The sequence below is a fragment of the Salinisphaera sp. T31B1 genome (assembly GCF_040361275.1).
GTDB lineage: Bacteria > Pseudomonadota > Gammaproteobacteria > Nevskiales > Salinisphaeraceae > Salinisphaera.
The window spans coordinates 60751-82451 of sequence record NZ_APNH01000001.1; the positions used below are offsets into that span (position 1 = coordinate 60751).

Below are 21701 nucleotides of genomic sequence, written 5' to 3' on the forward strand. Positions count from 1 at the left end.
AATGGTCGGATGCAATCGTTGCCGGCGGTCACGCACGCGGCGATTCGAGCGTGGACGGGCCGCGTCCGGCGGCGCGTTCCACCCGCGGCGAGAGCCAGTCGAGAATCGCACCATAGACACTGTCGTGATGCAGCAGAGCAAAGTGATTCATGCCATAAAACACGCGGCCGTCCTGATCGCGGGCGGGTAGCCGACGACTGGGAATCTCGGAGTGGCCCACGGCGCTGGTCACCGGCACGAGCAGATCTCCCAGCCAGCGACCGACCGGATCATCGCTCCGCCGGCCGAGCGTGGCCGCGACCAGGAAATGGCCCACATGGTCGGGCGTCGGGGTTGCTGCCGACGGCACGCTTTCAGCGCTGTTGGCCGTGTTCTTCTGCCAGTCCTCATCGCGCAGGTAGCCGTGGCTGAGATCCTTCACACCGGCGCTGCGGATATCGCCGAGCGCTGCAAATGGCCGCGTGTAGGACAGCCGCGTCAGCGAGAACGTCACACGATGGCCCAGACGCTCCAGCGGCGCCCCGAGATGCGGCGAACCCAGGCACACGACATCGGCCAGACAGTCGACCCAGCGCAGCCTGGCCAGAGCTCCGTAATGACAGGCACTACGGGCAACCAGCCCACCCATGCTGTGGCCGATGAGCGTCAGTCGTTCGATGGGTATCGGATAGGCGGCGACCAGACGTTCCAGCAGATCGGCCAGCTCGCGCCCGTTTTCGGAAATATGGCGCCCACTGTTGTAGCGCAGGCGCAGCGCGCTGTAGCCGAGATCGTGGCCTAGGCGCGTGCCGAAGTCCGCGCGCTCGCCCTGTTGCCACTGGCGATCGTTCAGGCCCAGGCCGTGAATCAGCACGACCAGCCGCGGTGAGGGCTCGTCCATCGCCACCGACAGGCCGTTAGCGGTCGGCGAGATGGGCCGCCCCTGGCTGTCCACCAGTGTCATCGACAGCGCCAGTTCATTGTCGCTGCGCTCCAGATAATCGCCAAACGCGCCATTGAGCGCGCTATGAAACCCGAGTGACAGACGCTCCGGCAGCTCTCGCTTGCGCGCGGGTATGAGTGCTTCGACCAGACCGACGCTCTGGCTCAAGCCGAAAAAACTCAGCCGGCCGATATCGCGCACCCGGTCGTATACGAAGTCGCTGCCACGACCGATCGGCGTGGCTGCGGGATTCAACCGTGCCACGGTGCGCGTGACCGCCTGATGTACGCCGTTGACGATGTTCACACTGCCCAGGAACACATCGGAGGCCAGCGCCATCCCGCCGCGCACCCAGACCCGTCGGCTGCCGGCATCGTTCGGAGTGACCGGGCGCGCCGCCGACGCAGAACGACGATCGGGCAGGTGTCGGGTGTTCAGCTGTTTCGACATTGCCAGGAGATACTGCTGAGCAGCTGGCCGAGCGCCAGGAGATGGCCGCCGAGAATAGCCTTGCCGGTGACCAGCAGGCCGGCGGTGATCTCGCGGGCCGGGTCGGCCCAGCCGAGAATGTTCATGAACCCGAGGTGGCCGAAGGCCTGCCCGGTCATCGGCCCGTACAGGCCGAATGGGTTGACGCCGAGCATCATGCCCTCGCTGTAGCGCATCGGGATTTTGAGCGTATGGTCATAGCGCAAGCGCACGGCCGGACGCACCGCGCGTGCAACGGTTTCGCGCTCCATCACCCGCCGATCGTTCCATAGGCCGCCATCGAGCAGCATCTGATAGAACCGGGAGAGTTCTTCGGCGGTCGCATACAAGTTGCCGGCCGGCACCACCGCATCCATGAAGAAATCGCGGTTGGACACATCGACGACCTCTTCGAAGCCCGCCGACAGCGCGTTTCGGGCGATGACCGATAGTGGGAACCGCACTGGCTGGCCGGCCGTGTAATTGCGTGCCACACGGCCGCGAGAACGTCCGTCCAGACCGAAAGTGAAATACCGCATGCCCAGCGGTTGGCGGAGCCGGCTATCCAGATAGTGCGTGAACGCCTCGCCGGTAACCCGCCGGATCACCTCCGCCAGAATGAACCCGCCGGTGATCGCGTGGTAGGACAGCCGCTTGCCTGCCTTTTCCGCGGGCGCGGCACAGATCAGCTCGATACAGCGATCCCAATCCATCAACGTCTCCGCTCCCTGCTCGGAGGCATCCACGTTGAACATGGGAAAACCGCCGCGATGGGAGAGCACCTGGGCAATGGTGGTCCGCGACTTGCCGCCGCCGGTGAATTCGGGCACGTAGCGCGATACCGGCGCATCCAGATCGATCCCGCCTTCCTCGGCGAGCTTGTGCACCAGCACGGAGGTGATTGCCTTGCTCGCGGAGAACAGACAGATAGGCGTGTCGGGCTCGGCCAGGCGTGCATACACGCCCGGCTGCTCGCCCGGGCCGCCGCCGCGGGCATAACCGATGGAACGATTGAGCACGATCTCGCCACGCCGGCGCAGACAGAAGGTGATCGCCGGGTAGGCGCCAGTGCGATACATCGCCTCGACGCCGCCCCAGATCGAATCCAGCGCAGACGCCGACAACCCGACCGAGCGCGGCGCGACTTCGCCCCCGGCGTCCACGCCAGTGAGGTGGGCAAGCCCGCCTTCGTCGACGTCGACCAGGCGGGCACCGAGCAGTGAGCGGGTCATGAGGCCTTGCGAAGGTCGACGGGCCGGCCCTCGGCCTCGCGGGCGGACTCGGACATCGGGTTGAGCAGGTACTCCTTGCTGAAGTCGTCGGTCAGCAGGACATCGTAGCGCAGCTTGTCATACTCGGCGATCGCATCCGCCTGGGCCTGCGTGAGCGTGCCGTTATCGACCGCGCTGGCCAGCTGCTCGGCAACAGTCTCGCCGGTGACCTCCCCGTGCTTGATCGCACGCAGAAACGCACTGTACTCGGCATCCACGGCCTGCAGCTTCTCGAACGCGTTGATCAGGCGGCCGGTCGGGTCGTTCTCGCCGCGACCGATATAGATGTCATAGCTCATGCGCTTGCCGAACGGCGTGTCGAGTTTCATGTTCAGCATCATGTCGCAGAGTGCGCTATTCATGTCGTCGGTCGGACCGGCAAACCGTCGGCCTGTGGGCAGCGCGACCAGCTTGAGGATCGGGCGGGCCGCCTTGACCGGGAAATTGCGCACGAAGTCGTGGAACGCGTTTTCGATCTCGTGCAGATGGTACTCCAGCGCCCAGGTCGCATGAACCTTATCCTCGTCGGTGTCCTGGTGCTCGGCGTAACCCTTGAGCGTCGCCGAGGCCATATACAGGTGCGACAACACGTCGCCCAGCCGGGCCGAGGTGGATTCCTTGAGCTTGAGCGCACCGCCGAGCGTGCCCATTGACAGGTCGGCACAGAAGGCCAGCGCCGCGGAAAAGCGCTCCATGTGGCGATAATAGACCCCCATCTCGCCATCTACCGGCGCCTTGGCAATACGTGCGCCGGTCAAACCGAGAGTCAAGGCGCGTACCGCGCGATTGACCGAAAAACCGATGTGCGAGAACAGCAGTCGGTCGAACTCGGCCAGGCCGGCGTCGAAGTCGGGATTGTGTGCCGCCTCCATCTCGCTGTAGACGTACGGATGACAACGAATCGCGCCCTGGCCGAAGACCATCAGGCTGCGAGTCATGATATTGGCGCCCTCGACGGTGATCGCCACCGGCAGCGCCTGATAGGCAGCCGCCAGGTAGTTGCGCGGGCCCATGATGATGCCGCGTCCGGAATGGATATCCATGGCGTTGTTGATGACCGTACGCATCATCTCGGTGGCGTGGTACTTGATCATCGCCGTGACCACGCTGGGCGTGCAGTGATCCACCCCGGAGGCGGTCAGGTTGCGCACGTTCTCCAGAATATAGGCATAGCCGCCGATCACGCCGAGCTGTTCCTGGACGCCTTCGAAATTGCCGATCTCGGTGCCGAACTGGCGTCGAATCCGGGAATAGGCGGAAGTGATGCCGTACATACCCTTGCCGGTGGCCGTGGACAGCGCCGGCAGCGAGATACCGCGCCCGGCCGACAGGCATTCCACCAGCATCCGCCAGCCCTTGCCGGCCTGCTCCGGCCCGCCGATGATCGCATCGAGGGGCACGAACACGTCTTCGCCCTGGATCGGACCATTCATGAACACGGCGCCCGGATAATGTCGGCGGCCGATATTCACGCCGGGCGTGTCGGTCTTGAGCAGGGCGCAGGTAATGCCGTAGTCCACGGTATCGGGATCGCCCAACAGCCCGTCCGGATCCTTGAGCTTGAAGGCCAGACCCATCATCGTGGCCACCGGTGCGAGGGTGATATAGCGCTTGTTGAAATTCAGGCTCAACCCGAGCACTTGTTCGCCGTCGACCGTGCGCTGACAGACCACTCCCGTGTCGGGCATCTTCGTGGCATCCGAACCGACTTCCACGCCGGTCAGCGCAAAGCACGGCAGCTCCTTGCCGGAGGCCAGGCCCGGCAGCCATTTGTCCTGCTGCTCCTTGGTTCCGTAATGAGTGAGCAGTTCGCCCGGGCCGAGCGAGTTGGGCACCATCACCGTGACCGCCGCGGTCAGCGAACGCGTGGCGATCTTGGCCACTACGCAGGACTGGCCGTAGGCAGAAAAACCGAGACCGCCGTGCTCCTTGGGAATGAGCATGGCGAAAAAACCATTGTTGCGGATATAGTCCCAGACGTCCTCGGGCAGATCCTTGAGCTCGAAGTGAACCTGCCAGTCGTCGATCATCGCGCAGAGTTGCTCGGTCTCGTGATCGAGAAACGACTGTTCTTCGTCGGTGAGCCGGGTGAGCTTGAAATCCAGCAGCTGGCTCCAGTCCGGCCGGCCGCGGAACATCTCGGCCTCCCACCAGACATCGCCTGCCTCGAGCGCCTCTTTTTCGGTCGCCCCCATCTCGGGAAGAATCTTGCGGAACACGCCGTACAGACGGCGGGTCAGCAGCGCCCGGCGCAGCGGTACGATGTTGAATACGACCAGCGGCACGCCGAACACGATGGCCGCGACCAGAAAGCCGATCGGGCCGATCAGGCCGGTGACGGCCAGCGCGACGACCACCGCGGCCGTGACGCCGGTGAAAACGGCCAGCGACACGCCCCGGTAGAGCAGCGCCCAGTAGAGTCCGATGATGACGAGTGCAGCGATCAAAGCTGTCATGGCGGTCTATCCGTTGTCCTATGGCTTGCCGTTTGGCTGTCCGACCCCATGTCAGACAGCGACGAGATGGCGTACCATTTTCGAAAAAGAATTGTTTTCAGATAATACCAAGCCGTTGTAGGCCGTCAAGCAGGCATGAACCAGTGAAAGACAATCAGAGCACTACCAGCCCCGGTCGCGGCCGCGGCCGCCGCCGCGGTTATCGCGGCCTCTCGGCCGAGGAATTGCGCAAACAACGCCACGAGCGGCTGATCGCCGCGGGGACCGAGCTGTTCGGCGAGCGCGGCTACGCTGCGACCCCTATCGAGGCGGTGTGCACCCACGCCAAGGTCTCGACCCGGCATTTCTATGAACAGTTCGAGGGCCGGGAGTCGATCCTGCACGCCGTCCACGCCGCCCTGGTCGACAACATGGAACAGATCGTGCGCACCTCGCTGACCGAGTCGCGCACGCCGCTGACCCAGCGCGTGGCCGATACCATCGAATCTGCGGTGTTCTATCTACTCGAAGACCCCAGGCGCGGCCGGATCCTGTGTATCGAAGCGGTCGGCGTCTCCGAGATCATGGAAAAGAAACGGCGTCAGACCACCCACAATCTGGCCGATATCATCGAACGCTATGCCAGCCTGATGGCCGATAACGGCGTGCTGCCCGAGCGCGATTACCACCTGCCGGCGATCGCGCTGGTCGGCATGTTCAACGAACTGATCGCCGAGTGGCTGACCGAGGAGACCGGACTGTCGGCCATGGAGATGGCCCGCGAGGCCAAGATCCTGTTCCGGGCGATGATCTTCGGCGCCCAGCACTATCAGCCGACCGACGGCAGCGCCGACCCGCTCGACGGCGAAATGCCGAGCGAATGACCCGGCACACCGCCGCGCTTCAGACCGATAGCCGTCCCTCGTCGAGAGCAGCACGCCGGCTGTCGTCGAGCTCGACATACGTATCAGCGCCGTTTTCGAGAATGTAGACCGGCTCGTCGCCTTCCGGTGCATAGCCGGCCTTCTTCAGATCCACCTTGCGGTATTTCATGGTGCCGGTGACCTCCTGCTCCGGGCGTAGCCGGATGAACACCGGGATCGCGTAGGCCGGCAGGGTATCGCGCAGGTGCGAGACCAGGCCTCGCCAGTCGATCGCCTCGAGCGAGTCGTGCGGGGTGATGGCCGCCATGCCCGCCCGGCCGTCGTTATGGGGCACTTCCACGCCGTAGACCACCGACTCGGCGATCGCGTCGAACGCGTTGAGCGCGTTCTCGACCTGGGTGGTGGCCACGTTCTCGCCCTTCCAGCGGAAAGTGTCGCCGAGCCGGTCCACGAAGGCGATATGTCGCATGCCCTGATCGCGCACCAGATCGCCGGTGTTGAAATAGCAGTCGTCCTTGGCGAACACGCCGCGATGGAGCTTTTTCTCGCTCGCCTGGCTGTCGGTATAGCCTTCGAACGGGGCGAAGTCGGTGACCTTGTTCAGCAACAGACCCACTTCGCCTTTATCAACCTGGGTCATGCGGCCATCGGCATCAACGGCCGGCTCTTCGGTCTCCGGATCGTAGGCAACCACGGCATAGGGCAATGGACAGAAACCGGCGGTGCGATCCATGTTGAAACCGTTGACGAATATCAGGTTCCCTTCGCTGGCACCATAGAATTCGCAGACGCGTTCGATACCGAACCGGGCCTTGAATTCGTCCCAGATATCCGGACGCAGACCGTTGCCGATCACCGCGCGCACGGCGTGTCGCCGGTCATCGGCATCCGGTTCGGCGGCCAGTAGATACCGGCACAGCTCGCCGATATAGCAGAACACGGTCGCCTTGTGGTGGCGTATGTCCGGCCAGAAGCCGGATACGCTGAACTTCGGCGCCAGCGCGAACGTCGCGCCGGCACACAGGACCGACGCCCAGGACACCGTCAACGCGTTGTTGTGATAGAGCGGCAGCGCGCAGTAGAAGCGATCGCGCGGGGTCAGGCGCAGCCCGGCCATTCCCATGCCGGCGCCGCCGCGCAGCCAGCGGCTGTGACTCATCCGCGAAGCCTTGGGCATGCCCGTGGTGCCGGAGGTGAATATATAGAAGCAGGTATCGCTGCTGGATACGCGGCTCGAATCGTCCAGGTTGCCGGTCGCCTGGCCGGCAGCGGCATCCAGAAAGTTGTGCAGGCCCTCAGGTGCGCGGTCCCCCGCCGTGGCGCCGACGAACCAGACCGGGTCCAGCGTGCGGGCTGCGTCACTGTCGCGGATTTCCTCGAAGGCCTCCAGCAGCTCCGGGCCGATCAGGATCGCCTTGGGGGCCACCGTGCCCAGGCTGTGGGCCAGTACCTCGCCGCGCTGCTTGGTATTGCACATGGCCGCCGCAGCGCCGAGCTTGGCCAGCGCGGCGACCAGAAGCAGCGTCTCGGGCCGGTTGTCCAGCAGGATCGCAACCACATCGCCATGGCCGATGCCGCCGGCCTTCAGAGTCCGGGCGAACCGATTGGCGGCGGCGTTGAACTGGGCATAGGTATAGCGCTGGTCGAGATACGTCAACGCATCCTGCTGTGGGCGCTTGCCGGCATGCGCCTCGATGAGCGTGGCGATGGTCATGTTCTCGCGAAAGCGCGACATCAGCAGCAAGCCCACGCCCTTGAGCAGGCGATCGACGCCCGACAGCTTGTCCGCCGTCGGCCTGAGCAGTTGCCAGGCGCTGATCGTGTCGTCGGATGGCCGGCGGGCAGTGCGTTCGCTCATCGATGGTCTCCTCGGCGGCCGCGGGCGGCGATCACGCCTCGCAGCGGGTGAAAATATTAATTTTCATTTGATCGGCAAAGCATAACAGCCCCGCCTCGAGACGCAATCAGGCGGGCGGCACGCCGCCGGGCGCCTGGCCACCGCCGCCGGAAGCTGGCGCCGGCCGGCAGTCATGCCACAGCGCTTTACCGTATTCGCTCATGTGCACGGAAAAACGCTGCAGCCGCGGGTAGAGCTTCATCTCGCGACGAATACGATCCATGGTGGTACGCAGCTGGGTATCGGCGAGCAACAGTTCGTACTGATCGGCCAGACTTTCTTCCTCAGGGCCAGCCTCGAATACGCCGAGAGCCAGCAACTCGGTCATGTACTGCGGCACGTAATCGCGCAACAGGACACCGGCATCGCGTCCCAGCGAACTGGCATTGGTCAGCACCACGGCCGATACCGGCCCGGCTGGCAACCGCCCCGCGGCGACATGACATAACGGTGCGATGCCCTTGTCCGCCAGCAGCGCCATCATCGCCACCTGGTCGGGCACCATGCGCGACAACGTCTGACGATAGAGCCTATCGCGTGCCGCGTCCGGGTCGACCCTGCGGGACTCGGCCAGCAGTCCGGCCAATATTTGAGCCGGTGCGCGCGGCGCCTCACGCGATCGGCGCTGGCGAGCGGCGCCTTCGGCGGCCTCTTCAGCGATCTGATCCAAGCGCTGTGCGAGTTCGGCCATGGCCCAGCTCTCGGCATCCTGGAAACGACGGACAGCCGAGCCGGCCACCGGCCAGTCCTCGGCAGCGCGTGCCGCACTGCGCAGAAACTGCACTGCACGCGGGGTGCGCACCGTCAGACTTTTCTTTCTCGCCATCTGCACTACTCCGAAATCCGTACGACCGGTCCGGCCGGCCGTTCCCCGGCCGGCCAGCCTAGCCGCCAAAGCGCTCCATGAATACGCTCGAGAACAGAACGATCAACTGGAACCAGCCGACCGCCAGGCCCAGTGCTGCGCCCACTGCGATCAGGATCCACTCATCCTCTTCGAACGCCGGGCGCAGCATGCCCTCGAACTGGCGCGGGGTAAGACTCTGGAGACGGCTGACCAGCGTGTCCTGAATCGCCATTGCATCATGGGCATAGCCGGTCATGTGCGACAGGGTCTCGGGCATGCGGGCGAGCACCTCGCGTACCGCTTCGGCCTTGATCTGTTCGTAGTCGTCGCTGCCCAGCGTCCAGGTGACGAACGGACGCGCCACGCTCGCACTGTCGTCGATCGCCTGCTGGACCTCGCGCTGGACCATCGCAAACAGCTTCTCGGCGTAAGGGCCGGACAGGATCTCTTCGAGTATGTGCTGTGGCGTGAGTATCTGGGTGGCGACCAGGCTGCCGTAGTCGGCGGCGACCTGCTGCTGGCGCTTGAAGAACAGGCCCTGAAAAGTCAGCCCGCCGATACGAATCGGTTTTTTGGGGTTGAAGATCATCTTCAGAGCGAGCCAGTTGGTCGCCCAGCCGACGAGCAGCCCGAACAGCGGCAACAGCCACCATTGCTGGAAGAAAGCCCAGATCGCCATCTGCAACAGGCCGAACGCGAACCCGAAATAGGCGCCCGACCGGCCGATGAAGACGAATTCGTCGCGTCCGGTCTCCAGAAATATGCGATTGAGCAGGTTCTTTTCGCGGACAAGCACGCGGGTAATCATGCCCTTGAGATCGAACATGTAGCGCACGTTCGTGCGCACTTCGTTCATCAATTCGCGCACGATCGCCGGCGCCTGGTTTCGCACCCGCCGCTTGACCTGGGCGCGAACCATCTGCGGCATGGCTTCCCAAAGTGCCGGATGATGACGATGCATGACCTGATCGGTGATCTCATCGGTCATCTCGATCATCGGCCGCTCGAGCTCGGCGGCGACCCGGTCCGGATCCAGCCGGCCGAAGATCTCGTCTTCGGTGATCAGCGATTCGGTGATCGTGTCCACCGAGATGCCGGTCATCTTGGACGCCTTGCGTGGCACGATGCCCTGCCAGCCCAGGTAGGGCTTCCAGACGCCGACGAACTCGATCGGATGGAACATCATCTTGATCGCGACGACGTTGGTCACGTAGCCGACGATCGCGCTGATCACGGGCATGGAAAGATATTTCCATGCCTCGGCGCTCAGATAGAGAAAATGACCGTCCATCGATAGTGGGGCACGCGGTCTGACGTCCGGCGCCGGGCTCCTCGAGTCGCTGTTGTTGTAGGCAGACGCCGATCACGCACGCGCGCGACACGCCGCGCCATGTTGACATCGCTCGTTGTCACTATACATGAGCGCTGTGCCGTCACGGCGATGGTAGCCGATTCACCGGCTGCCCCCCTCGGCTTTCGAGTCGGCGGTCTCGGCGCCGTGCAGATAGGCGTTGATACGCGCCAGCTCGTCGAAATCGAGCACGCCGGCAGCGCGGTTGAGCTGGAGCCGGGCCAGCGCGTGGTCGTACCAGGCGCGCTTGCGATCGGCCCGCCGGTCGACCAGCGTGATTTCCGCGGCGATCACATCCAGCACCGTGCGGTTACCCAGCTGATAGCCCGCCCGGGCAGCGTCCAGCGCGGTCGCGCCCGATGCGATCGCGCGGTCCAGCGCGGCCACCCGCCGGCGCGTGGCCCGAACATCGCGATAGGCGTTGTTGATATCGATCAGCAGTTGTCGACGGGCATCGATCAGATCCAAGCGCGACTGCTCCGCGTTGTACTGGGCTTCGGCCACTGCGGCGGTGGTCGCCCCGCCGGAAAACAGCGGCATCTGCAGCTGCACTCCGATCGACTGGGTCTCGTCGATGAGGTTGGCCTGGCCGCCGTTGGCACCGAAGGGGAACAGCTGTTCCTGGCGACCAATGCTGCCGACCAGGTCCACGGTCGGGAAATGGCCGCCACGCTGCGCGGAGACCTCCTGGCGCGCGGCCCGCCATTCGGCATCCGCGGCGGCCACCGAGGGCGAGCGCAGCATGGCCAGATCCAGCCAGTCCCGACGATCGCGCGTGGCCGTGTCGGCGGCCGGAAGCGACGTATCGGTGGCAATGCCCGACAGCGGCGACGGCGCACGACCGGTCAGGCCGATCAGCGCATCGCGCGCGGTGGCGAGTTCGTTTTCAGCGTCTATGGCATCGATCTCGGCGCTGTCCAGGCTCGATTGGGCCTCCTGCTGATCGGTGATCGGCTCGAGACCAGCATCGAATGCGGCATTGGCACGGTCGAGCTGGCGGCGGATCTGATCCTGCTGCTCGCGGGCGGCCTCAAGCGCATCGCGCGCGGCCAACACATCGAAATACGCCTGGCTCACACGCACGATCAGCTCCTGTTCGGCGACCGACAGCGACAGCCGTGCGGCCTGGTGACGCGCAGCTGCGGCGTCCTTGTTCTGCCAGGCCGTCCAGTTGAACAGCGGCTGGTTGAGATCCAGCGAATAGGAGTTCTGGGTCGAGGAGGTAGGCCCGCCATCGCCGGCGCCGAACAGCCCGCCCCCAAGCGCATCGCCGCCGTCCGGGCTTTCGAAGGTCTGATCCTGCCTCACCTCGGTATAACCGGCGCTGGCCGACAGCGATGGCAGTAGCTGCCCGCGTGCCTGACGATAACGCGCCCCTGCGGCGCCCGCCTCGGCTTTCGCGCTCAGCAGGTCGGTATCGTTGCGCAGTGCCTGGTCATAGGTGTCCAGCAGGTTCTGACCAGCGCCGGCCGGAAGCGCTGCCACCGTCAGGCACAGCCCGAGCGTCCACCAGAGCCGGATACCGATGACTCTCACCTTGCGCCCCGCATGCGCGAGCGCCCGGCCCAGGCCTGGCTGGCGCGCGCCCCCAGGATGAGCAGACAGGGCGTGAGAATCAGCGTCAGCAGTGTCGAGAACAGCAGCCCACCCACGATCGCGGTCGCCAGCTGTGTCCACCACTGCGTGGACGGGGCCCCGAAGGTGATCGAACGGCCGATGATATCCACGTTCATCTGCAGCACCATGGGCAACAGCCCCAGAATAGTCGTGACCGTGGTCAGCACCACCGGGCGCAGTCGTTCGGCGCCGGTCTGGCGCACCGCGTTCCAGGCATCCAGGCCGGCGGCGCGGTTCACGTTGTAGGTATCGATGAGCACGATATTGTTGTTGACCACGATACCGGCGAGTGCGATCACGCCGATACCGCTCATCACCACGCCAAAGGGCTGGCCGGCGATGAGCAGTCCCAGCAACACGCCGATGGTCGAGAACATCACCGCCGACAGGATCAAAAACGACTGGTAGAAACTGTTGAACTGGGTCAGTAGGATCACGCCGATCAGCGCCACGGCCACCCCGAACGCGCGCGAAAGAAACGCCTCTGCCTCGGCTAGGTCCTCGCTTTCGCCCTTGAACGTCAGGCTCGCTCGCGGATCCAGCTGTGCGGCCTCGACGTTGGCCTCGATCCAGTGCCGGAGCGATACGAGCTGATCGGCGACCAGGCGGTCGGCGGCCACTCCGGCGTCCACGGTGACCGTGCGCTGGCCGTCGGTACGCTCGATGTTCTCAACCTTGGGCGCCGGCTCTCGCTCGACGAAGTTGCTCATGGGTACCAGCCCGCGCTCGGTCTGGACCCGTAACGCGTCCAGCGCGGCCAGACTGCGATCGCGTTCAGGGTAGCGGACACGGATATCCAGCTCGTCGGCGGCATCGTCCGGGCGGTATTCACCGACCTTGATACCCTGCGTGACCAGCTGGATGGCCTGGCCGATGGTCGCGACATCGGCCCCGAACCGGCTCGCCTGGGCCCGGTCGACGTTCATGCGCCATTCCAGGCCCTGGGTCGAGCGGCTGTCCTGAATATCGGTGAAGCCCCCGACCTCGGCCATGCCGCGGCGCACGAAGGCGGTCGCGGTCTCGAGTGCGGCCATGTCCGGTCCGGCGATCTGAATCTCGATCGGCTTGGCCTGGGTCGGCCCCTGGCTCTGTTGCTGCACATCCGTGCGCACCCCGGGAATGTCGGCCACGGCGCGCCGCAGTTCCGAGAGCACCTCGGCGGCCGGACGGCGCACGTCCCAGGGCTTGAACTCCAGCTGCACCTGGCCGATCACGTCATCGCCCGTACCCTGGCGGAACGCATTGCCGCTCGTGCCGACCCGCGTGTAGACCGACTCGAAAGCGTGCATGGCCAGCGCCCTGGCCTCCACCTGGCGTACCAGTCGATCGGCCTCGTCGACCGACAGCTGGCCGCGTGCATGGACCTGGATGACCGCGTTGTCGGGCGCGATGTCCGGAAAGAACTCCACGCCGCGACCGAAACTGGTATAGGCGATGATCGCTGCGAAGAACAGAAACACTGCGCCGAACACCGTCTTGCCGGCATGACGGGCGAACATCTCCAGCAGCCGCACGTAGACGCCGGTCGCCCCTCGTAGCGGCTGGCCCGGCTGCCAGATCGCCGCGGCACCGCCCGGCGCGGCTCCGCCGATCACAGCACCCAACGTGGGCACGAAGATCATGGCCATGAACAAAGACGCCGTCAGCACCGCGATCAGGGTGATCGGCATATAGCGCATGAACTCGCCGACCATGCCCGGCCAGAAAAGCAGCGGCGCGAAGGCGGCCAGCGTGGTGGCGGTGGACGACACGATCGGCCAGGCCATGCGCTGGGCGGCGTGCATATAGGCCGAGCTGCGCGATTCGCCCTCGGCCAGAAACCGATCGGCCAGTTCGACCACCACGATCGCGCCGTCGACCAGCAGCCCGAGCGCGAGAATCAACGAGAACAGCACCACGATGTTGACCGACAGGCCCAGCATCGCCAGTACCAGGATACCCAGCAGAAACGAGCCGGGGATCGAGACGCCGACCAGCGTGCCGGCCCGCAGTCCCAGTATGCCCACGATCACGATCATCACCAGCAGGATTCCGCTGACGACGTTGTTCTGCAGATCGCCCAGCAGATCGACCACGTCCTCGGAGGCGTCCTGCGAGAAGTTCACGCGCACGGCGTTCGGCCAGGTACTGGCCATGCGCTCGACCGCCGTGCGCACCGCCGCGTTCGTATCGATGATGTTCGCGCCGATACGTTTGGTGATCTCCAGCGCCAGGGTAGGCTGACCGTTGAGTCGGGCAAAGCCTTCGCGATCGGCAAACGCGCGCCGCACGGTCGCCACATCGGCGACCGTGACCACGCGCCCGTCGACCCGCTTGATCGCGGTATTGCGCAGCGCATCCAGATTGTCGATGACGCCCGGCACCTTGATCGAGAACTCGCCGGCCCCCGAGCTCAGCGACCCGGCAGGGACCAGCTGGTTGTTCTGCTGGACCGAATTGAACACCTGATCCAGCGACAGTCGATAGGTTTCGAGCTTGAGCGGATCGATATTGATCTCGATCTGTTCATCGCGGTCGCCGGCGATATCGGCCTCGAGTACGCCAGGAATCGCCTCGACCGTATCCTGGACATTCTCGGCCAGACTCACCAGCACACGCTCGGAGACATCGCCGTACAGGTTGACCACCAAGACCGGAAACAACGCGACGTTGACCTGCTCGACGACGGGCTCGTCGGTCTCGTCCGGCAGATCGGCCTTGGCGATATCGACCTGGTTGCGCACGTCGTCCAGCGCATCGTCGGGATCGAACCCGGCCTCGAACTCCAGGATCACGCTGGCATGCCCCTCGGATGCGGTGGCACTCAACTCCTTGAGGCCCTCGATCGAACGCAACTCCTGTTCCATCGGCTTGACCAGCAGGCGCTCGGCGTCCTCCGGCGAGATGCCCTGATGGGTCATCGAGACATAGATCGTCGGAATCGTGATGTCCGGCGACGATTCCTTGGGGATATCGCGATAAGCCATGGCGCCGGCGACGAGAATCACCACCAGCCCCAGCACGACGGTTCGCGGCCGTGAAAAGGCCGCGGCGATCAGGGCGTTCATGCGCCGGGCACGGCGTCCACGCCTTCGCGCTCGCCTACCGCGCCGGCTCGCGCGGCAGTCGGCGCATCGACCACCCGCACGGCATCGCCGGCACGCACGAAGCCCTGGCCGGCGGTAATCAACTCGACCGTCGGCGGCAGCCCGGCCAGCCAGAGCGACCCACCGTCGGACTTGACGATATCGGCGGGGTAGAACACGACCGTGCCGTCCTCGCCGACCGTCTTGATACCCATATTGCCGGACTCGTCGAGCGTGAGCAGGTCGGCGGCCACCGCGTGCGCACGGACCTGTTCAAGCGGCAGCATCAGCTTGGCGGATGCACCGGCGACCAATCGCCCCTCGGGGTTGTCGATCTCCAGTTCCACGGGGTAAGTCCGGGTTTCTGGATCGGCCTCGGTAGCGACATAACGGACCCGCCCTTCGACCAGCCGCCCGTCGATCAGCCGGGCCCGCCCGGGCTGGCCCGGCTCGACGAAGGCGACATCGGCCTCGGACAAATCCCCGGCAACCACGAATGGATCCTGCTGGATGACCCGGGCGACCTCGTCGCCGACGCCCAGATAGTCGCCGACCTCGACCGGACGTGTTTCCAGCACGCCGGCGAACGGCGCGCGTACGACCGTATTGTCGATATCCTGCTGGACCTCGGCCAGCCGCGCGCTGGCGGCCTCCAGATCGGACTTGGCCTGGGCGAGATCGGTGCGGGTCTGGTAGCCCCTTTCCGACATGCGTCGCACTGCCTCGTACTGCAGACGACGCTGTTCCACCACGGCCCGGGCTTCGCTACGAGCCGCGGCCCGATCGTCGATGGCGATACGGACGAGCAGGTCGCCGCTGGCTACGCGGCTGCCGCGCTCGGCGCCGATCGACTGCACCCGGCCCGCGGTACGGGCACGAAGGGTCACGGCCCGGTCCGGAGCGGTCACCCCGTTGAGTTCGGCTTCCCGCCAGACGGTCTCGGCATCGGACTTACGCGTGGATACGCCGACGGCCTGCGGCGCGTTCGTTTCGGCCGGCTCGGACGGGCTGCCGGTTCGATCGCCGAGCATGCCGGAGGCCAGCCAGCCCGCCAGTACGGCGACGATCAGCGCAACGATCCAGATCGGCCGGATACCGCCCGACTTAGCCACGATCTGGGTCTGAGTCGCTGACGGCGTGATCGGACGACAGCCGCTCGATCAGGTCGCGGGTATGGTCGCGGGCGACATCCACGAAACGGTGCATGTCGGCCAGTCGCTCGCGCGCGCCCGGCCAGCTGTCGGGCAGGTCACGCTCGGTCGCGGCCAGCGATTCGCTGAGCGTGCCCATGCGCGTGACATAGCCTTCAAGCATGCGCAAATAGTGCCGTTCGGCCAGTCGGTAGTAGTCCTGCCGATCGCCGGGCACGGCGGTGGCTTCGAGCACGCCCAAACCGTGCAGAATTCGTGCATTGGTGCTGATGCTGGCCTTGGAGACCTGTAGATCCACCGCCAGCCGGTTCAGGCTGGCCGGCCCGCCGTGAATGATGAAATAGCCGAGCATGCGGCCGGCGATACGGGGCAGGCCGTCGGCTTGCGCCGACAGGCCCATGCGTTCGATAAAGTCGGCGACAGCCGCAGGCGTTTCGTTCATGGCGGCGACATTAGCCAGCGCCGAAATTTCAGTCAATACTGAATGTTCTGAATCAGACTCGACGACGGATCGAGAGTGGCTCAACCGCCCGGCTTGGCCGCCGGGGCTCTATACTCGGGGCATGGCCCCGCTCGGCAACCGGCGACCTCTCATGCGCAAGCGATCGCACTATCCCCGCATGGATCCGGATACGCTCATTACACGCGACTGGCTGGCACTCAGCCGCACACGCCTGGCCAACGAGCGGACGCTGCTGGCCTATCTGCGAACCAGCGTATCGCTGATCGGGCTGGGTCTGATCATGGCCAAATGGTTCGATCATCGACTGGTGGTCTACACCGGTATCGCGCTGGCCGGTCTGGGCATTCTGGTGGTACTCATCGGCGGCTGGCGTTTTGTCCAGGAGAGCCGGCGCTGTCGCGTGACCGCAGCCGAAGACCCCGGTCACGATTGACAGGGCGGGCGTTCGCCGCCGGTCGGCTGGACACGCCCGGCTTGTGTTGGGCCCAGGCGCCCCCACACCCGGCTGTCTGAGCCTTCGACCACTCCGGCCATGCCCCGAACCGATGCATCATCCGCACGTCTGCCGATCGCTGGCGTGATCTTCGACTGCGACGGCACGCTCGTCGATAGCGAGCCCCTGAACGCGCGCGGCGTGGCGGACCTGTTCGCGACCGATCACGGCGTGACGCTCGATGCACGAGCGATCGAGGCCGAGTTCCGGGGCGGGCGCTTCGAAACCATGACCCGCACGCTCGCCGAACGTCACGACGTGCAGCTCGCCAACGATTTCACCGAGCGCTATCGCCAGCACATGTATGACCTGTTCGAGCGCGAACTGAAGGCCATGCCGGGCGTGCATGACGCCATCCAAGCGATCGACCTGCCGAAATGTGTCGCCTCCAGCGGCCCGGAGAAGAAACTCGGCGTGGCCCTGAACTCGACGGGGCTGGCAGACTACTTCGGCGAGCTGGTATTCAGCGCCTATACCATCGGCGCCTGGAAGCCGGAGCCCGATCTGTTCCTGCTGGCCGCAGCGGCAATGGATGTCGAACCGTCTGCCTGTGCGGTGATCGAGGACAGCGATGCCGGCGTAGAGGCCGGCCGCCGCGCCGGCATGCGCGTGTTCGGCTACGACCCCGGTGGCGCGATCGGCCATCACCCGGCCGCGAGACTGACCCGTTTCACCGATTTCAACGACCTGCCGGGTCTGATCACGGCCGCGCGCTAGGACTTACGACGCCGCCGACGCCCGGCGCACGGGACCACGGCATCCGATCCGGCTTGCAATATGCGGTGCGCGGTATATTCTGCCGTCCGTATATATGGAAACCCATATACGACAATGAACGATCGCCAAAGCCCTGAATCGTGGCGCATCGGAGCGCCTGTGCCTGAGCCTACCGACGACTTGTCCCGCCTTGAGCCATGAGCGCACCCGCCACCACGCCGCGTTGGGCGCTTGCCTCGTCAACCGAGACGCTTTTTCAGGCCCTGGCCGACGACACACGTCTGCGCTGTCTGGCACTGATCGTCATCCACGGCGAGCTGTGTGTCTGCGAGCTGGTTCATGCGCTTCAACTCTCGCAGCCCAAGATTTCGCGCCATCTCAAGCGGCTGCGCGAGGCCGGCCTGGTCGCCGATCGGCGCGAACGTATCTGGGTGTATTACCGGCTGGCCGACACGTTGCCTTCATGGGCGCGCACGACGCTGGATGCCGTGATCGCCGAACACGGCAACCGCCCGCCGTTCGTCGACGACGCCCGCCGACTGGCGCATATGCCCGACCGCCCGGACGGCCGCTGCAGCAACTGATTCGCCCCGCTGTTCAAGGACTTTCGATGAATATTCTCTACCTGTGCACCGGCAACAGCTGCCGCTCGCAAATGGCCGAAGGCTGGACCCGGCATCTGGGCGGGGACGCGATCGCCGTGCGCTCGGCGGGCCTGGAGGCCCACGGGCTGAACCCGAACGCGGTCGCGACCATGGCTGCGGCCGGCGTAGATATCTCTGGCCAGCAGTCGGCGATCCTGGCCGACGCCGATCTCGACTGGGCCGATCGGGTGATCACGGTCTGTGGCCACGCCGACGCGCACTGCCCGCTACTGCCGGGCGGCACGAACAAGCAGCACTGGCCGATCGACGATCCGGCCGGGGCGACTGGCAGCGACGCCGAAATCGCCGCCATATTCGCCGATACGCGCGATCGTATTCGCGAGCACGTTCGCGCCCTGCTCGCCGAGCAAGGGGCTACGTCCCGCTAGCCCGGCCTATCGCTGCCCAGGATCGTTCATGACCGTCATCGCCATTCTGATCTTCGTCGCCACGCTGACGCTGGTGATCGCCCAGCCGCGCGGGCTGGGCATCGGCTGGAGTGCCGCGGCCGGTGCGATCGTCGCACTCGCCACCGGCGTGGTGGGCGTCGGCGATGTCGCCACGGTCTGGGGCATCGTCTGGAATGCGACTTTCACCTTCGTGGCGATCATCCTGATCAGCCTGACGCTCGATGAAGCCGGGTTCTTCGAATGGGCGGCTCTGCATGTCGCCCGCTACGGCGGCGGGCGCGGCCCGCGCCTGCTGGTGCTGGTCATGCTGCTGGGCGCGCTGGTCTCGGCGGTATTCGCCAACGACGGGGCGGCGCTCATCCTCACGCCGATCGTGTTCGAAATGCTGCTCGCGCTCGGGTTTTCGGCCGGGGCCACGCTGGCGTTCGTGATGGCCGCCGGCTTCATCGCCGATACCGCCAGCCTGCCGCTGGTGATCTCGAACCTGGTCAATATCGTCTCGGCGGATTTCTTCGATCTGGGCTTCGGCCGCTATGCCGCGGTAATGACGCCGGTCTATATCGTCTCGGTGCTCGCCTCGATCGGCATGGTCTATGCCTATTTCCGGCGCGATATCCCGGCGCGATTCGACCCGAGCGACCTACGCGAGCCGCAGTCCGCGATCCGCGACCCGGCCGTGTTCGCCGCCGGCTGGTGGGTACTGGGCCTGCTGCTGGTCGGCCTGTTCGTCGCCGAGCCGCTGGGCGTGCCGGTGAGCGCGGTCGCGGCCATCGGCGCGGCCGTGCTGCTGGCGGTCGCCGCCCGCGGGCATGTGGTCGACAACGTCAAGGTCATCCGCGGCGCGCCCTGGGATATCGTGGTCTTCTCGCTGGGCATGTATCTGGTGGTCTACGGCCTGCAGAACGTGGGCCTGACCACCCAGCTCGCTGCCCTGCTGGACCTGCTGTCCAACCAGTCGCTATGGGTGGCGACCATCGGCACCGGCTTTATCGCCGCGTTCCTTTCGTCGATCATGAACAACATGCCCACGGTGCTGGTGGTGGCCCTGTCGATCGATGCCAGCCAGGTCTCCGATCTCACCCAGCAGGCGATGATCTATGCCAACGTGGTCGGCTCGGATCTCGGGCCCAAGATCACGCCGATCGGCAGTCTCGCCACCCTGCTCTGGCTGCACGTGCTCGCCCGCAAGGGCCTGACCATCGGCTGGGGCCAGTATTTCAGGATCGGCCTCGTGCTGACGGTGCCCGTGCTGCTCGTCACCCTGACCGCGCTGGCCGGCTGGCTGGTGGTGCTGGGCCGGTGACTGTCCTCGACCGCGAACCGATACCGACATGCCCATGAACGACCTGCCGAATCTCGAGCCGCAACACCTGACCGTGCGCGCCGACGCCACGCCCAGCGCCCGCGATCACGCCCCGCGTATCCTGCTGCTCTACGGATCGCTGCGCGAACGCTCCTACAGTCGGCTGCTTACTGAAGAGGCCGCGCGGCTGCTTGAGGCGTTCGGGGCCGAGCCACGTATCTTCGACCCGCACGGTCTGCCGCTACCCGACGAGACCGAGGCCGAGCATCCGAAGGTCGCCGAACTGCGCGAGCTGTCGCTCTGGTCGGAAGGCCAGGTCTGGTGCAGCCCCGAGCGCCACGGGAGCGTGACCGGCGTATTCAAGTCGCAGATCGACTGGTTGCCGCTGTCGCTCGGCGGCATGCGCCCGACCCAGGGCCGCACGCTGGCGGTGATGCAGGTCTGCGGCGGCTCGCAGTCGTTCAACGTAGTCAACACGCTGCGCCTGCTCGGGCGCTGGATGCGCATGTTCACCATTCCGAACCAATCGTCGGTGCCCAAGGCGTTCAACGAGTTCGACGAAGCCGGGCGCATGCACCCCTCGCCCTACTACGACCGCGTGGTGGACGTGATGGAAGAACTGGTGAAATTCACCCGCCTACTACGCGACCATACCGATTATCTGACCGATCGCTACTCCGAGCGCCGGGAGGCACCCGAAGCGTTGTCGAAGCGGGTCAACCAGAAGACGATCTGAAGCCCACGCCGGGCGGCGATCAATCCTCGCCGAAGGCCCAGTACTCGATCGAACGACGGATGCACAACGTGTCGGCGCCGCTGCCTTCGACCTCACGGATCAGCCGGTCGGCGTCGCCACCGTCGAGGACGAACATCAGCTCTTCGGGCTGGTCCGCCTGTTCGAAGAAGTGCGCGGAGTGGACATGGCCGCTGGCCCCTTTACCCATCGCATCGACTCGCCGAGTCATGCGCTTGATGCCCATGCGTTGTGCCATGTCGGCGATCGCGTCGAGTACCGGCTTGCCATCATGGCGGCGTGCGCTCGGAGCGATGAAGATGACCTCGAAACCTTTCATGCAGAGCCTCTCTGTCGATCGGGCAACGGTTTAGACGACCATAACCGATCTCCAGCGTATCAGTGGCCACCCATCAGGCGTCGGCACAGGGCGAATGCCCCCAGCCCCAGCCCGGTCATCGCAAGCGAACCGATCACGTGTACGGCGATGCCGGCAAACGCCCAGCCCAGCCGTCCGGCCTGGATCTGGGTGAACACTTCCGCCGAGAAGGTAGAGAAAGTGGTCAGCGCCCCCAGGAAGCCGGTGACGACCATCAGGCGCCAGAACGACGACAGCTCCGGCAACGCCGAGAACGCAGCGACTGCCACGCCGATCAGGAATGCTCCGAGCAGGTTGGCCACCAGCGTGCCGGGCGGCATCTGTGGCAGCAGCGTGTTAAGCCCGAGACCAAGTGCCCAGCGGATGTTGGCACCCACGGCCGCGCCGAGGGCAATCGCGACGATGGAATAGATCAAGGGCATGGTCCGGTCCTCGGCGTATTCGGCGCCGCTCGCCGACTCACTCGTCTGGCCTTCTGGATGAGGTTCACGCGGATCGTAGCGCTCTGGCGCAGCCTCGTAACGTCGATCATGCATGGACTTGGTCTGGCTCATCCCCTTTATCGACTATACCGGCTTACCGGCGGGCCTCAACAGCGCTCGCCGCAGATCACGTCCACGCGGCGGGGCAACGCCTGGCCCGTGTCCGGCC

The 21701-nt window shown here is 65.3% G+C and carries 19 protein-coding genes; 7 read left to right on the top strand and 12 right to left on the bottom strand.

Going from position 1 to position 21701, the window contains the following annotated elements; all coding sequences use genetic code 11:
• Window positions 1-28: 28 nt before the first annotated feature.
• The 3 genes from T31B1_RS00300 to T31B1_RS00310 are packed head-to-tail and all read right to left on the bottom strand — an operon-like array spanning window position 29 to window position 5117.
• On the bottom strand, window positions 29-1372 hold the full coding sequence (locus T31B1_RS00300) for an esterase/lipase family protein (RefSeq protein WP_353247460.1): 1344 nt from the start codon (window positions 1370-1372) through the stop codon (window positions 29-31).
• Window positions 1357-2622 (bottom strand): serine hydrolase domain-containing protein, encoded by a 1266-nt coding sequence (locus T31B1_RS00305; RefSeq protein ID WP_353247461.1) that lies wholly within the window; start codon window positions 2620-2622, stop codon window positions 1357-1359. Before T31B1_RS00305 ends, T31B1_RS00300 begins: the two co-directional genes overlap by 16 nt.
• Window positions 2619-5117 carry an acyl-CoA dehydrogenase gene (locus T31B1_RS00310; protein WP_353247462.1) on the bottom strand — a complete coding sequence of 833 codons (2499 nt, stop codon included), beginning with the start codon at window positions 5115-5117 and terminating at the stop codon, window positions 2619-2621. The genes T31B1_RS00305 and T31B1_RS00310 overlap by 4 nt, the downstream gene beginning before the upstream one ends.
• Before the next feature lie 143 nt (window positions 5118-5260).
• Here T31B1_RS00310 and T31B1_RS00315 point away from each other — a divergent pair, with 143 nt between their 5' ends.
• Entirely contained in the window at window positions 5261-5980 is a 720-nt protein-coding gene (locus tag T31B1_RS00315; protein ID WP_353247463.1) for a TetR/AcrR family transcriptional regulator, read from the top strand.
• Between the two features lie 19 nt (window positions 5981-5999).
• On the opposite strand, the gene T31B1_RS00320 is transcribed toward T31B1_RS00315, so the two are convergent.
• The 7 genes from T31B1_RS00320 to T31B1_RS00350 form a co-directional block, all read right to left on the bottom strand.
• A complete protein-coding gene (locus tag T31B1_RS00320; RefSeq protein ID WP_353247464.1) occupies window positions 6000-7838 on the bottom strand; it encodes a long-chain-acyl-CoA synthetase in 1839 nt (612 codons plus the stop codon).
• A gap of 106 nt (window positions 7839-7944) precedes the next feature.
• On the bottom strand, window positions 7945-8703 hold the full coding sequence (locus tag T31B1_RS00325) for an Abi-alpha family protein (RefSeq protein WP_353247465.1): 759 nt from the start codon (window positions 8701-8703) through the stop codon (window positions 7945-7947).
• Window positions 8704-8761: 58 nt separating this feature from the next.
• Window positions 8762-10015 (bottom strand): DUF445 family protein, encoded by a 1254-nt coding sequence (locus tag T31B1_RS00330; RefSeq protein ID WP_353247466.1) that lies wholly within the window; start codon window positions 10013-10015, stop codon window positions 8762-8764.
• Window positions 10016-10177: 162 nt separating this feature from the next.
• A complete protein-coding gene (locus T31B1_RS00335; protein ID WP_353247467.1) occupies window positions 10178-11611 on the bottom strand; it encodes a TolC family outer membrane protein in 1434 nt (477 codons plus the stop codon).
• Window positions 11608-14739: an efflux RND transporter permease subunit gene (locus tag T31B1_RS00340; RefSeq protein WP_353247468.1), complete on the bottom strand. Its 3132-nt coding sequence runs from the start codon at window positions 14737-14739 to the stop codon at window positions 11608-11610. Before T31B1_RS00340 ends, T31B1_RS00335 begins: the two co-directional genes overlap by 4 nt.
• Window positions 14736-15869: an efflux RND transporter periplasmic adaptor subunit gene (locus T31B1_RS00345; protein WP_353247469.1), complete on the bottom strand. Its 1134-nt coding sequence runs from the start codon at window positions 15867-15869 to the stop codon at window positions 14736-14738. The genes T31B1_RS00340 and T31B1_RS00345 overlap by 4 nt, the downstream gene beginning before the upstream one ends.
• Entirely contained in the window at window positions 15862-16350 is a 489-nt protein-coding gene (locus T31B1_RS00350; RefSeq protein WP_353247470.1) for a GbsR/MarR family transcriptional regulator, read from the bottom strand. Before T31B1_RS00350 ends, T31B1_RS00345 begins: the two co-directional genes overlap by 8 nt.
• A gap of 151 nt (window positions 16351-16501) precedes the next feature.
• Between T31B1_RS00350 and T31B1_RS00355 the strand changes: the two genes are divergently transcribed.
• The 6 genes from T31B1_RS00355 (at window position 16502) to arsH (ending at window position 20674) form a co-directional block, all read left to right on the top strand.
• Window positions 16502-16804: a DUF202 domain-containing protein gene (locus T31B1_RS00355; protein ID WP_353247471.1), complete on the top strand. Its 303-nt coding sequence runs from the start codon at window positions 16502-16504 to the stop codon at window positions 16802-16804.
• A 99-nt stretch (window positions 16805-16903) separates the two neighbouring features.
• The gene (locus tag T31B1_RS00360; protein WP_353247472.1) at window positions 16904-17581 is read left to right on the top strand and encodes an HAD family hydrolase; all 678 of its coding nucleotides are present in this window, start codon (window positions 16904-16906) and stop codon (window positions 17579-17581) included.
• Window positions 17582-17778: 197 nt separating this feature from the next.
• Window positions 17779-18165, top strand: coding sequence for a metalloregulator ArsR/SmtB family transcription factor (locus tag T31B1_RS00365; RefSeq protein WP_353247473.1), 387 nt, complete (start codon window positions 17779-17781; stop codon window positions 18163-18165).
• 26 nt (window positions 18166-18191) lie between these two features.
• On the top strand, window positions 18192-18614 hold the full coding sequence (locus tag T31B1_RS00370) for an arsenate reductase ArsC (RefSeq protein WP_353247474.1): 423 nt from the start codon (window positions 18192-18194) through the stop codon (window positions 18612-18614).
• Between the two features lie 28 nt (window positions 18615-18642).
• Window positions 18643-19938 carry an arsenic transporter gene (locus T31B1_RS00375; protein WP_353247475.1) on the top strand — a complete coding sequence of 432 codons (1296 nt, stop codon included), beginning with the start codon at window positions 18643-18645 and terminating at the stop codon, window positions 19936-19938.
• Between the two features lie 34 nt (window positions 19939-19972).
• The gene (gene arsH, locus T31B1_RS00380) at window positions 19973-20674 is read left to right on the top strand and encodes an arsenical resistance protein ArsH (protein WP_353247476.1); all 702 of its coding nucleotides are present in this window, start codon (window positions 19973-19975) and stop codon (window positions 20672-20674) included.
• 19 nt (window positions 20675-20693) lie between these two features.
• Here the strand turns inward: arsH and T31B1_RS00385 are convergent, their stop codons facing one another.
• Window positions 20694-21011, bottom strand: coding sequence for a DUF190 domain-containing protein (locus T31B1_RS00385; RefSeq protein ID WP_353247477.1), 318 nt, complete (start codon window positions 21009-21011; stop codon window positions 20694-20696).
• Window positions 21012-21070: 59 nt separating this feature from the next.
• The gene (gene crcB / locus T31B1_RS00390) at window positions 21071-21466 is read right to left on the bottom strand and encodes a fluoride efflux transporter CrcB (protein WP_353248714.1); all 396 of its coding nucleotides are present in this window, start codon (window positions 21464-21466) and stop codon (window positions 21071-21073) included.
• Between the last annotated feature and the right edge of the window lie 235 nt (window positions 21467-21701).

Bases quoted from the DNA above. Each gene is read 5' to 3' on its own strand.
- T31B1_RS00300 (WP_353247460.1), bottom strand. From the start codon at position 1,372: ATGTCGAAACAGCTGAACACCCGACACCTGCCCGATCGTCGTTCTGCG.
- T31B1_RS00305 (WP_353247461.1), bottom strand. From the start codon at position 2,622: ATGACCCGCTCACTGCTCGGTGCCCGCCTGGTCGACGTCGACGAAGGC.
- T31B1_RS00350 (WP_353247470.1), bottom strand. From the start codon at position 16,350: ATGAACGAAACGCCTGCGGCTGTCGCCGACTTTATCGAACGCATGGGC.
- T31B1_RS00355 (WP_353247471.1), top strand. From the start codon at position 16,502: ATGCGCAAGCGATCGCACTATCCCCGCATGGATCCGGATACGCTCATT.
- arsH (WP_353247476.1), top strand. From the start codon at position 19,973: ATGAACGACCTGCCGAATCTCGAGCCGCAACACCTGACCGTGCGCGCC.
- T31B1_RS00340 (WP_353247468.1), bottom strand. From the start codon at position 14,739: ATGAACGCCCTGATCGCCGCGGCCTTTTCACGGCCGCGAACCGTCGTG.
- T31B1_RS00310 (WP_353247462.1), bottom strand. From the start codon at position 5,117: ATGACAGCTTTGATCGCTGCACTCGTCATCATCGGACTCTACTGGGCG.
- T31B1_RS00360 (WP_353247472.1), top strand. From the start codon at position 16,904: ATGCCCCGAACCGATGCATCATCCGCACGTCTGCCGATCGCTGGCGTG.
- T31B1_RS00370 (WP_353247474.1), top strand. From the start codon at position 18,192: ATGAATATTCTCTACCTGTGCACCGGCAACAGCTGCCGCTCGCAAATG.
- T31B1_RS00325 (WP_353247465.1), bottom strand. From the start codon at position 8,703: ATGGCGAGAAAGAAAAGTCTGACGGTGCGCACCCCGCGTGCAGTGCAG.
- T31B1_RS00320 (WP_353247464.1), bottom strand. From the start codon at position 7,838: ATGAGCGAACGCACTGCCCGCCGGCCATCCGACGACACGATCAGCGCC.
- T31B1_RS00385 (WP_353247477.1), bottom strand. From the start codon at position 21,011: ATGAAAGGTTTCGAGGTCATCTTCATCGCTCCGAGCGCACGCCGCCAT.
- T31B1_RS00330 (WP_353247466.1), bottom strand. From the start codon at position 10,015: ATGGACGGTCATTTTCTCTATCTGAGCGCCGAGGCATGGAAATATCTT.
- T31B1_RS00365 (WP_353247473.1), top strand. From the start codon at position 17,779: ATGAGCGCACCCGCCACCACGCCGCGTTGGGCGCTTGCCTCGTCAACC.
- T31B1_RS00375 (WP_353247475.1), top strand. From the start codon at position 18,643: ATGACCGTCATCGCCATTCTGATCTTCGTCGCCACGCTGACGCTGGTG.